The sequence below is a fragment of the Arthrobacter sp. genome (genome assembly GCF_031988865.1).
GTDB lineage: Bacteria > Actinomycetota > Actinomycetes > Actinomycetales > Micrococcaceae > Arthrobacter_B.
The window spans coordinates 3,755-14,302 of sequence record NZ_DALZXY010000088.1 but is presented as its reverse complement, the minus strand read 5'-3'; the positions used below and the strand labels follow the sequence as shown (position 1 = coordinate 14,302).

The window sequence follows — 10,548 nt, the reverse complement described above, 5'->3', positions numbered from 1 at the left end:
GGCTGATCCGTGGCGCGCGGATTGGGGTTGCTGATTGGCGGCACCCGTGGCGGTATTGTTCACTTCAGCATCACCAACCACGCCCCCCAGCAAAGGCCGCCCGTCCCATGACGTCTGAAGTTCTCTCCCGCAACAATGTCCAAATCCTCGGCAATGAGGCTGGCCCCGTGGTCATCTTCGCCCATGGTTTTGGCTGCGACCAGGGGATGTGGCGTCGGGTGATTCCGCACTTCACCGACCAGTACCGCGTTCTTGCCTTCGACCATGTCGGCTCCGGCGACTCTGACAAAACAGCCTACGATTCCGCCAAGTACTCATCGCTGGACGGCTACGTCAGCGACCTGCTGGAAATCTGCGCTGAACTGGACCTGCGGGATGCAACGTTCGTTGGCCACAGCGTCAGTGCGATGATGGCCGTGGCCGCCGCCGCTGCCGCCCCGCAGCATTTCGCGAACATGGTGCTCCTGGCATCTTCGCCCAGCTACATGGACCGCCCCGAGGACGGTTACACCGGCGGCTTCTCCGGAGCGGATATCGACGAGCTGCTCGTCTCCCTCGACGCCAACTACATCGTATGGGCCGCTGCCATGGCCCCCATGATTATGGGCAATCCGGATAGCCCGGAGCTGCACAACGAACTTGAAGGCAGCTTCTGCCGGCTGGATCCCGCAATCGCCCGCGACTTCGCCCGCGTCTCCTTCCGCTCCGATGTCCGTGACCTGCTCGAGGACGTGAAGGTTCCGACCCTCATCCTGCAGTGCTCGGATGATCTGCTGGCCCCGCCGCACGTCGGCACCTACACCCACGACCGCGTTCCCAACAGCACCCTGGTGACATTGAAAGCCACCGGCCACCTGCCGCATGTCAGCGCACCGGAGGAAACCGCGGAGGCCATCCTCTCCTATCTCGCTCGGGTACCAGCGGCGTGACTGAGGCATCCCGCGGCGCGGAGCTAGCCGTTCCTGCGGTCGATCTGGACTACCGGGATCTTTTCCACGGGTCGCCGTCGGGATATATCGTCACGCTCGAAGACGGCACCATCGCTGAGGCCAATGCCACGTTCGCGAACTGGATCGGCCGCCCCCGCGAGGACCTGATCGGCACGAGCCTGCTTGCCCTGCTCCCCGTAGGCGACCGCATTGTCTATTCGACGCATGCTCTGCCGCAGCTCGGCGTCGGGCGTTCCTTCGCCGAACTGGCCGTGGATTTCCTCAGCGCAGATGGGACCCGCCTTCCGGCCCTCCTCTCAGCGACGCGGCAGCCCGCTGATGGATCCCGGCCGGCACTGGACCGGGTTGTGGTGTTCAACGCCCATGAACGGCGGCTCTACGAACGGGAGCTCGTTGGAGCCCTGCGGGCTGCCGAGAGGGCCGAAGCAGCGCGGGCCAGCGCTGAGGCCGATGTGCTCGAGAAGCAGCGGGCGCTGCAGGAAAAGGACAGGGTCCTGCAGGAGAGCCTGGCAGAAAGCCTGCGCAAGGAGTCCCTGCTCCAGACCGTTCTGGACACGGTCGAGGTCGGGGTCTCGGTGGTGGATGAGGAAGGGAACGTCATCCTCACCAACTCGAGGCAGCGGTTCATCCACCGCCGCGCCCTGCCTTCGGGAAGCACGCAGGCAAATGAGTGCGAGCTGCTGATTTTCGGCCCCGACCGTGTCACACCCCTGCCGCCGGAACTCCGCCCGGTGCGGCGTACCGTGCAGGGCCAGTCCTTCTCCGACCAGCTGGTGTGGTTTGGAACCGGCGAGGCGCAGCGCGCCTTCAGCGTCACCGCCAGATCGGTGCAGCGGCCTGGCGGTTTCCAGGGCTCGGTAATTGCTTTCAGCGACGTCACCGGACTGGTCAACGCCGTCGCCGCGAAGGAAGACTTCGTGGCCAACGTCTCCCACGAGCTCCGTACTCCGCTGACCTCGATCATGGGCTACCTGGACCTGGCCCTTGAGGACGAAGGTGAGATCCCGGCCTACGTGGCCACCTCCCTGAGGGTGGCCCTGCGCAACTCCGAGAAACTGCTCGAGCTGGTTTCCGACCTGCTCTCCGCCGCCGCGGGCCCCAGCAGCATCAAGCAGCAACCCGCGGACCTCGCCGAGCTGCTCCTGGGCGCCATGACCTCGGCCGCTCCGCGCGCGGAGATCGGCAAGGTCAAGCTGGTTGCCGATTTCCCCGCCCAGCTGCCGGCCTTCCTGGACCCGCAGCGCATCGGGCAGGTGATCGACAACCTATTGTCCAACGCGGTGAAATACTCACCCGACGGCGGCCCGGTAACCGTCAGTGCGTGGACGTCCGGCGACAGTGTGTATTTCCAGGTAGCGGATACCGGAATCGGCATGACCCACGCCGAGCAGTCTGAAGTGTTTACCAAGTTCTTCCGTTCCGGGACCAGCCGCAAGGCGGCGATTCCGGGCGTCGGACTGGGCCTGGTCATCAGCAAGAACATCGTCGAGGCGCACCAGGGAACCATCACTCTCACGAGCGAGGTGGGCCACGGCACCGCGTTCACCGTCCGCTTGCCGGCGGTAGGCTAACCCGCGGGCGGAGCCAAATTTTGCGCCTTCCAGTACATGTGAAAACATCCATGGTGAACCCGTTTTGTGGTTCCAGGGCATGCAGCATGGCTGCGGCCCGTCACGGCGCCGCCCATTTGCGGCCTGTCCTGGGAAAAGAACTGGTAGCTGAATGAACGGCGTTTCGACTGTCCGGAGAGTGCTCCGGCGATTGGGTTCATTCTCTTTGGTTGGCACCGCCGCCTTCCTGGTGGATATAGGGCTGTTCAACCTCCTGTCAGCAACCGTCCTGGGTGACAAGCCGATCACCGCGAAGGTTGCCTCCGTAGCCGTTGCCACCACCATCTCCTGGCTGGGCAGCCGCTACCTGACCTTCCGGCGGACCCGGGGCCGCAGTGTGGCGGCGGAGACCGTCCTGTTTGCCCTGACCAACCTGGTGGGCCTGGCAATTGCCGCCGGCTGCCTGTACGTCTCCCACTACCTCCTCGGCTACGACAGCCAGGTTGCCGACAACGTTTCCGGCAACGTCCTCGGGGTGCTGCTCGGCAACGTCTTCCGCTACTTCGCCTACCGGTACGTCGTATTTACCGAGCCCAAGGAACGCCGTTCCGACGACCGCGAGCGGCAGGACGCCTAGGCCGGTTCCGCAACCGGAAACGTTGAACGCCCGCTCCGGGCGGTTAGCGCATATTCTGGGCCGGTGAAGTTCTCGCAATCCCCGGCCGTCCGCGTGGGGCTGTCAATCGCCGTCGCGACGGGCCTGTATGCCGTTTCCTTTGGTGCACTCTCAGTCGCTTCGGGCCTCAACCTGTGGCAGACCATGGCGCTAAGCCTGCTGCTGTTCAGCGGCGGATCCCAGTTCGCCTTCATCGGCGTGATCGGAGGTGGCGGCAGCCCGGGCGCCGCAATGTCCGCGGCGGCATTGCTCGGAATCCGTAATGCGGTCTACGGCATGCAGATGAATGCCATGCTGCGGCCGCGCCGGTGGCTGGTGCCGGCGGCTGCCCAGGTCACCATCGACGAATCGACGGCGACTGCCGCAGGACAAACCGACCGCCGGGAACAGGCCCGTGGTTTCTGGGTGGCCGGAATCGGGATCTACGTCCTGTGGAATGCCTTTACCCTGGTGGGGGCGCTGCTCGGAAACGCCCTCGGAGACCCGGCCCAGTGGGGCCTCGACGGAGCGGCGGTGGCGGCCTTCCTTGGCCTGTTATGGCCGCGGCTCAAAGCGAAGGAGCCGGCGGCGATCGCCGTCGTCTGTGCTGCGGTGACCGTCCTGGCTGTCCCCTTTGTGCCGCCCGGCGTGCCCATTCTTCTCGCCGCCGCTGCCGCAGGCCTTATTGGCTGGTTCAGCCACGGACCGCCCCGGGAGGGCCTGGAACCGGAGATCGATCCGTATGCCAACGGGCCGGTGGCCGGGGAGGCACGCGCATGAACCTCTGGTTGTGGCTGCTGCTCGCCTGTGCGGTCAGCTTTCTCACGAAGCTGGCCGGTTACCTGGTGCCCGCGCGGTGGATGGAGAATCCGCGGATGACCCGGGTGGCGGGCACTCTGACCATCGGTTTGCTGGCATCGCTTACTGCCGTGAACACGTTTTCCAGTGGTCAGGCCCTGGTTCTGGATGCGCGCCTCGCGGCTTTGGCTGCCGCGGCGGTGGCGCTGTGGTTAAGGGCTCCGTTCCTCGTGGTGGTGCTGGCCGGAGCCGGTGCGGCGGCCGTGGCCCGCCTCCTTGGGGCCACCTAGCCCTGGTCCGGTTCGCGGCTCACACTACAGCTGGCTGGTACGACGGCGGCGCCGGGCTCTCGCCCATTGCTGACCAGGCGGATGCCAGCACCTCCACTGCCCGGGTGGTTTCCGGCGCCCCGTAGCTGATCGGGAGGCGGAGGAAGCGTTCGAAAACACCGTCGCTGCCAAAAACCGGCCCGGCGGCCAGCAGCAGCCCCCGCGACCGCGCGGCCAGGGTGAGCGGGGAGCTGACCGGCCGGCCGATGTTTACCCAGGTGGTCAGTCCCCCGGCCACCCGGGGAACATCCCAGTCCGGCAGGGCCGCAGCCAGAAGGCCTTCAAGCCGGTCCCGGCCCGCACGCAGCAGTTCCCGGCGGCCGGCCAGGATTTCGTCATACCGGGACAGGACCTGCAGTGCCACCAGCTGTTCCAGCACGGGTGTTCCCAGGTCGTTGGCGAACCGGGCCTGCACCAGGCGGGCGATGAGGTCCGGTTCGGCGCGGATCCAGCCGATGCGCAGGCCGCCCCACACCGTTTTGCCCAGGGAGCCCACCAGCACAGCAGGGCCATGGACGGCCAGCGGGGTCACCGGCCCCGGGGAATCAATGTCCAGCTCGGCCATCGTCTCATCAGCCACAACAACAGTTCCGGTGCGGGCCGCAAGCGCCAGCAGCCCAGCACGCAGTGACGGCTCCATAACCGCTCCGGTCGGGTTGTGGAAGTCGGGCATCATGTACGCCATGGCCGGCCGTGCCCGGCGGAAGGCCTGCTCCAGGCCCTCGAAGTCCCAACCGTCGCGGGGAGTAACAGCCACCGGGACGATCCGTCCGCCGGCGGCCCGGATCGCGTCAGCGCCGTGCGGGTAGGTCGGAGACTCCACCAGTGCGGTGTCCCCGCGTTGAAGCAGCACCCGCGAAAGCAGGGCCACCGCGTGTTGGGCGCCGATCGTCACCATGATCTGGCCCGGCTCAGTGGGCAGGCCGCGTGCGCCGTAGCGCTCTGCGATGGCCCCGCGGAGAGCGGGCAGGCCCACCGGATCATAGCCCGGTTCGGCGAGCATTTCCGGAAGCTGCCCCAGTGCCGCGGCGGCAGCTTCGGCCAGCTGGGGTGCTGCCGGCAAGGCCGCTTTGCTCAGGTCCAGGGTGCCGGGCACGGCGGCCGGGGCCGTGTCCTGCCGCGCGCCCGGAATGCACACGATGCTGCCTGATCCCCGGAGGCTCTGCAGATACCCGGCATCCCGCAGCCTGGCATAGGCGGCGCTGACCGTGGTGCGGGAGAGCTGCAGGCGGGTGGAGAGTTCACGCTCGGCCGGCAGCCTCGCCCCGATGGGCAGCCGCCCGTCCAGGATGAGCAGCCGGGTGCGGTCCGCGAGGTCAGCGTACGCCGGGCCTCTTCCGCGCCAGGCACCGAGCATGCCGGTAAACCGGGTTGCGCTGAGGATCAACATCAGGCCAGCCTAGGCCAATTGGCCTCTTGATATAAGACCAATTCAACGATTGGCTTGGACTATGTCCTGGAACCTGCTTCGTCGCCTTGCCCAGCTGTTGATTGGCCTCTTTCTCTACGGATTTGCCATCGCCATGATGATCCGTGCAGGGCTCGGTGTCTCCCCGTGGGATGTGCTGGGCCAGGGCACCAGCCTGCAGACCGGAATTCCGTTTGGCTGGGCCACTAACCTGATTGGCCTGGCGGTATTGCTGCTGTGGATCCCGATCCGGCAGAAGCCAGGCATCGGTACGGTGCTGAACGTCCTGCTCATCGGGCCCAGCGCGGAAGTGGGCCTCGCGGTTGTGCCGGCCCAGACGGATATCTGGGCGCAGGCTCTCCTCTTTGCAGGCGGATTGGTCATGCTGGCAGTGGCGACGGGCCTCTACATCGGCGCCAGGATGGGACCGGGGCCGCGGGACGGGCTGATGACCGGCCTGCACGCGCGGTTCGGCTGGCCGCTGTGGACCGTGCGCACCGGGATCGAGGTCTGCGTCCTGGCCATCGGCTGGGCGCTTGGCGGATCCGTGGGACTGGGCACGGTGGCCTTTGCCCTGCTGATCGGCCCACTGGTGAGCCGGACGGTTCCCCTCTTCCACATCCCGGCGGCACCGGACACGACACCGCCGGTTCCAGAATCGGAGCCGGTTCCGGACACGGCACCGGATCCCCGCCCGGTTACCGGTTGCTAGCTCAGCGAGCCGGAATCGCGATGGCCAACGGCAGCTGCCCGCAGGCATGAACCGCTGCCCGGCGCCCGGCGTACTCGGCGCCCCGAAGTTCCATCGTCAGCGGATCCGCGGCATTGCGCCAATCCCCCACCAGCAGCCGCCCGGCAGCCAGCTGCGGGTCCGCTGAGACAACAACCCGCCCCACCCGGTTCACCAGTGATGCCTCCCTGTGCAGCTCCCGCAGGCCCGGCAGCAGGATTTCCTCGAGGGATTCAACAAAGACGTCGGCCCCGACCACGCCGACCACGTCTCCGGCGACGCTGACCGGCGAGGTCAGGGTGACCGTGTATTCGTCCGTGCAGATGAAGTCCACGTAGGGCCCGGTGATGTGGCTGGCACCGGTGTCCAGCGGCACCGTGAACCATTCGCGCCGCGAGTAGGCCTCCCCCATGGACTCGATGGACGTGAGCATCTGGACCTCTTTGCTGCGCCCCTGCCACCAGGCCATGTGCCACGGCGCATCGCTGACGGCTCCCTGCGCCGCAACGAATCCCCCGCCTGCCAGCGGGTAGCGGGTTCCACCCAGCAATGCGGCTGCCAGCGGTTCGACCACACAGTCCACCTCCCGCCGCGCCGGCGGCGACGCAGGGTCCGAGAAGATTGCTTCGATCCGGGGCTTCCAAGCCTCGAGGAGATCCAGGACCTCCTCAAAGAAGCTGCCCAGCGCAGCGGCCTGGGCGGCCGGCGGGGATGACTGGGATTCACTGCGGGAAGTACTCATGCTTTCCTCCAAGCGGGTGCGGGGGACGTTGTCTCCGCCGTAGTGACGTCGGCGGAGGTGGAAAGACGGGTGTGTTCATCGATGAGCCAGGCCACGGAGGTCCGGACGTACTCGCGGACCAGGGCACGGGAGGCAGAGGGATCCGCATCGGCGACGGCCGTGCAGATGCGGCGGCACAGATCCACCATTTGGGCATCATAGGCCGGATCGGCGTGCGCCAGGCCAAGCAGCGAGCCGTAGTCGGTGTGCAGCCGGACGTATTCCCTGGTCAACCGGGCGGACTGGCTCAGGGCGGCCAACTCCAAGAGGAAGTCTCCGACGGCGCGGTTGCCGCGGCCCGGCGCGTCGAGAAGCTGGGCGAGCGACTCCACGTCTTCCTTGTCAGCTGCGTCGGCAGCCAGTTCCGCGGCGGTCGCGGCGATCGCTGCGTAGTGGATGGCTAAGTCGCGCAGCTCCACCCTGCTCATGGCGGCGAGCCGGCGTCGGACCAGCTCCGACCGATCACCGGAGGGCAGCGTAACAAACGTGCCGCCATCACGTCCCCGGCGGGTTTCCACCAGGCCGCGGTTACGCAGTCCGGCCAGTGCCTCGCGGGCCGTCACGGTGGCCACACCCATCGACGCGGCCAGTTCCAACTCACTCGGCAACCGGTCGCCGTCGAGCAGGGCACCGGCGGAAATCCCCTGAACTATGCGCTCTTCGACCCGGGTTGCCTTGGCGGCGTCGCCAAGCGGAGCGAAGACAGCGGTGAGGAGGCGTTTCTGCGGAGCGGAGTTCTGGGGCATGTTCACGATCTTTCCAGCTTGGCGGTGCGCGGGACGCCAGGGGCACGGGGCCACGCACCCGTAACAAGAAATTTACTTGAAGTGATGCAAATTACATATAACATCTGGTTTTATAGCTTTACCACCTGAAGCGCTTCCGCGCCTCCTGCTGAAGTGAAAGGACTTTCCGTGCCAGCCAGCACAGCACCCATCTCCCCCGCCGCAGAGGATTCGATCTCCTCTTCCAACGCCATCAGCCTGTCCCGGGTGACCAAGAGCTTCGGCGATTTCTCCGCGGTCAAGGATCTGGACCTGGACATCCGCTCCGGCGAGTTCTTTTCCCTGCTGGGGCCCTCCGGGTCCGGCAAGACGACCGTGCTGCGCATGGTTGCCGGCTTCGAACCGGTAACCAGCGGCCGCATCGAACTCCACGGCACCGACGTCACGTCCAAGGCGCCTTTCGAACGCAACGTGAACACCGTGTTCCAGGATTACGCACTGTTCCCGCACCTGACTGTGGCGCAGAACGTCGGCTACGGCCTGAAACTGCGCAAGACCCCGCGAGCTGAACGCGAGCGCCGCGTCGCCGAAGCCCTGGAAATGGTCCGGCTGCCGCAGGTGGCCGGCAGGCTCCCGTCTCAGCTTTCCGGCGGCCAGCGCCAGCGCATCGCCCTGGCCCGGGCCTTGATCCTGCGCCCCCAGGTCCTGCTGCTCGACGAGCCGCTCGGGGCCCTGGACAAGCAGCTGCGCGAGCAGATGCAGATCGAGCTCAAGCAGATCCAGCGCGAAGTCGGGATCACGTTCGTCTTTGTCACCCACGACCAGGAAGAAGCCCTGACCCTCTCGGACCGCATCGCCGTGTTCAACGACGGCGGCATCGAGCAGGTTGGTACCCCCGAGGACCTGTACGAGCGTCCGGCCACCCGCTTCGTCGCGACCTTCCTGGGCAGCACGAACCTGGTCGAAGGCGAACTTGCCCGGCGGCTCACCGGTTCAGGGGCACTGGTGAGCATCCGCCCGGAACGCATCCACCTTGCCGCGCCCGGTACACCGGCACCGGACGGTTTCTCCACCGTCTCCGCCCGGATTGAAGAAATCGTCTACACCGGCCCCACCACCCGGTATGTGGCAGCTGCCGAAACCGGGGACCGGCTGATCGTCCAGGAGCAGAACGACTCCCGGGCGACCACCTGCGTCCGCGGGGACGCCGTCGAACTGCAGTGGCCCTCCCGCTTCAACTTCACCGTCGTCTAGACGCCCCGCCCTTCACTGACCCGCTCCACACCCGCTCCACCGCACCCACTATGAAAGGTTCTCCCATGAAGATCACCAAGGCACTGCCAATGGCAGCGCTCGCCTCGCTCTCGCTGGTCCTAGCCGGCTGCGGAGGCGGCGCCGCCTCCGATTCATCCTCCACCGGCATCCAGGTCCCTGACCTGCCGATGGCCAGCGAGGTCGGTGAAAGCGAAGGGCAGGTCAACATCATTGCCTGGGCCGGCTTCGTGGAAGACGGGTCCACCAACCCCGACGCCGACTGGGTCAGCGCCTTCGAAGAGCAGACCAAGTGCACCGTGAACCGCAAGGTCGGCGCCACGTCCGATGAGATGGTCCAGCTGATGCGCAGCGGCGAATACGACCTGGTTTCCGCCTCCGGCGACGCGTCCCTTCGCCTGATTGCCGGCGGCGACGTCGCCCCGATCAACACCGAGCTGATCCCGAACTTCGGCAACATCGTCGAGGGACTCAAGGGCCAGGTCTATGACACCCTGAACGGCCAGAGCTATGGCGTGCCGATCGGCCGGGGCGCCAACGTGCTGATGTACAACACCGAGCACGTCAAGGAAGCCCCGGATTCCTGGGCTCCGGTATGGGAAGAAGACAGCGCCTATGCCGGTAAGACCATGGCCTACGATTCCCCGATCTACATTGCCGACGCCGCCGTCTACCTGATGGCCACCCAGCCTGACCTTGGTATCACCAACCCGTACGCCCTGGACCAGGACCAGCTCGCGGCCGCCGTCGAACTGCTCAAGACCCAGAACGAGTCAGTGGGTGAGTACTGGAATGACGCCCTGAAGGCCGTCAGCTCCATCTCCTCCGGCACCGCACACATGGGCACCGGCTGGCAGGTCATCGTGAACCTGGCCCAGGGCGACGGCGGCGCCGTCGAGTCCGTGCTGCCCAAGGAAGGCGCCACCGGCTGGTCGGACACCTGGATGATCGCCGCTGATTCGAAGAACCCGAACTGCGCCTACAAGTGGATGGACTACGCGTCCTCGGCAGAAGTGAATGCGCAGATTTCGCAGAACTTCGGCATGGCACCGGCCAATGCCCTGGCCTGTGAAGGATCCGAAGCCAACGCGGCGCACTGCGAAACCTTCTTCGCCACGGATGAGGAGTACTACAAGCAGGTCTGGATGTGGACCACCCCGGTTGAGCAGTGCGTTGACGGCCGAACGGACGTCACCTGCACCAATTACCAGGACTGGACCAAGGCCTGGACCGAGATCAAGGGCTAGCACCACCGAAGCACTGAGCCCCGTGGGCGGCGGACCGATTGGCCGCCGTCCACGGGCAGCATCCTTCCCCCGCCGCGCACGCGGCACTACGTCCCACAGGCCC

The 10,548-nt window shown here is 66.4% G+C and carries 11 protein-coding genes; 8 read left to right on the top strand and 3 right to left on the bottom strand.

Annotation, left to right across the window (positions count from 1 at the left end):
* Window positions 1-107 precede the first annotated feature (107 nt).
* From RTN46_RS13975 to RTN46_RS13955, 5 genes are all read left to right on the top strand, one after another.
* Window positions 108-929 carry an alpha/beta hydrolase gene (locus RTN46_RS13975; protein WP_312182267.1) on the top strand — a complete coding sequence of 274 codons (822 nt, stop codon included), beginning with the start codon at window positions 108-110 and terminating at the stop codon, window positions 927-929.
* Entirely contained in the window at window positions 926-2,521 is a 1,596-nt protein-coding gene (locus tag RTN46_RS13970; protein ID WP_312182265.1) for a PAS domain-containing sensor histidine kinase, read from the top strand. Before RTN46_RS13975 ends, RTN46_RS13970 begins: the two co-directional genes overlap by 4 nt.
* Window positions 2,522-2,711: 190 nt before the next feature.
* Window positions 2,712-3,137 (top strand): GtrA family protein, encoded by a 426-nt coding sequence (locus tag RTN46_RS13965; protein WP_312182263.1) that lies wholly within the window; start codon window positions 2,712-2,714, stop codon window positions 3,135-3,137.
* A gap of 63 nt (window positions 3,138-3,200) precedes the next feature.
* Window positions 3,201-3,935, top strand: a complete 735-nt coding sequence (locus tag RTN46_RS13960) for an AzlC family ABC transporter permease (protein WP_312182261.1) — start codon at window positions 3,201-3,203, stop codon at window positions 3,933-3,935.
* The gene (locus RTN46_RS13955) at window positions 3,932-4,243 is read left to right on the top strand and encodes an AzlD domain-containing protein (protein ID WP_312182259.1); all 312 of its coding nucleotides are present in this window, start codon (window positions 3,932-3,934) and stop codon (window positions 4,241-4,243) included. Before RTN46_RS13960 ends, RTN46_RS13955 begins: the two co-directional genes overlap by 4 nt.
* Before the next feature lie 19 nt (window positions 4,244-4,262).
* Here RTN46_RS13955 and RTN46_RS13950 read toward each other — a convergent pair whose 3' ends face one another.
* The gene (locus RTN46_RS13950) at window positions 4,263-5,672 is read right to left on the bottom strand and encodes a PLP-dependent aminotransferase family protein (protein WP_312182258.1); all 1,410 of its coding nucleotides are present in this window, start codon (window positions 5,670-5,672) and stop codon (window positions 4,263-4,265) included.
* Window positions 5,673-5,733: 61 nt separating this feature from the next.
* On the opposite strand from RTN46_RS13950, the gene RTN46_RS13945 reads away from it, so the two are divergent.
* Window positions 5,734-6,402 (top strand): hypothetical protein, encoded by a 669-nt coding sequence (locus RTN46_RS13945; protein ID WP_312182256.1) that lies wholly within the window; start codon window positions 5,734-5,736, stop codon window positions 6,400-6,402.
* Window position 6,403: 1 nt separating this feature from the next.
* On the opposite strand, the gene RTN46_RS13940 is transcribed toward RTN46_RS13945, so the two are convergent.
* Together RTN46_RS13940 and RTN46_RS13935 are read right to left on the bottom strand one after the other, a co-directional pair.
* The gene (locus RTN46_RS13940; RefSeq protein ID WP_312182255.1) at window positions 6,404-7,162 is read right to left on the bottom strand and encodes a hypothetical protein; all 759 of its coding nucleotides are present in this window, start codon (window positions 7,160-7,162) and stop codon (window positions 6,404-6,406) included.
* A complete protein-coding gene (locus tag RTN46_RS13935) occupies window positions 7,159-7,947 on the bottom strand; it encodes a GntR family transcriptional regulator (protein ID WP_312182253.1) in 789 nt (262 codons plus the stop codon). Before RTN46_RS13935 ends, RTN46_RS13940 begins: the two co-directional genes overlap by 4 nt.
* A 168-nt stretch (window positions 7,948-8,115) precedes the next feature.
* On the opposite strand from RTN46_RS13935, the gene RTN46_RS13930 reads away from it, so the two are divergent.
* Together RTN46_RS13930 and RTN46_RS13925 are read left to right on the top strand one after the other, a co-directional pair.
* The gene (locus tag RTN46_RS13930; protein ID WP_312182252.1) at window positions 8,116-9,180 is read left to right on the top strand and encodes an ABC transporter ATP-binding protein; all 1,065 of its coding nucleotides are present in this window, start codon (window positions 8,116-8,118) and stop codon (window positions 9,178-9,180) included.
* A 65-nt stretch (window positions 9,181-9,245) separates the two neighbouring features.
* Window positions 9,246-10,445 (top strand): extracellular solute-binding protein, encoded by a 1,200-nt coding sequence (locus RTN46_RS13925; protein ID WP_312182251.1) that lies wholly within the window; start codon window positions 9,246-9,248, stop codon window positions 10,443-10,445.
* The last annotated feature ends 103 nt before the right edge of the window (window positions 10,446-10,548 follow it).

Bases quoted from the DNA above. Each gene is read 5' to 3' on its own strand.
- RTN46_RS13935 (WP_312182253.1), bottom strand. From the start codon at position 7,947: ATGCCCCAGAACTCCGCTCCGCAGAAACGCCTCCTCACCGCTGTCTTC.
- RTN46_RS13950 (WP_312182258.1), bottom strand. From the start codon at position 5,672: ATGTTGATCCTCAGCGCAACCCGGTTTACCGGCATGCTCGGTGCCTGG.
- RTN46_RS13940 (WP_312182255.1), bottom strand. From the start codon at position 7,162: ATGAGTACTTCCCGCAGTGAATCCCAGTCATCCCCGCCGGCCGCCCAG.
- RTN46_RS13955 (WP_312182259.1), top strand. From the start codon at position 3,932: ATGAACCTCTGGTTGTGGCTGCTGCTCGCCTGTGCGGTCAGCTTTCTC.
- RTN46_RS13945 (WP_312182256.1), top strand. From the start codon at position 5,734: ATGTCCTGGAACCTGCTTCGTCGCCTTGCCCAGCTGTTGATTGGCCTC.
- RTN46_RS13925 (WP_312182251.1), top strand. From the start codon at position 9,246: ATGAAGATCACCAAGGCACTGCCAATGGCAGCGCTCGCCTCGCTCTCG.
- RTN46_RS13975 (WP_312182267.1), top strand. From the start codon at position 108: ATGACGTCTGAAGTTCTCTCCCGCAACAATGTCCAAATCCTCGGCAAT.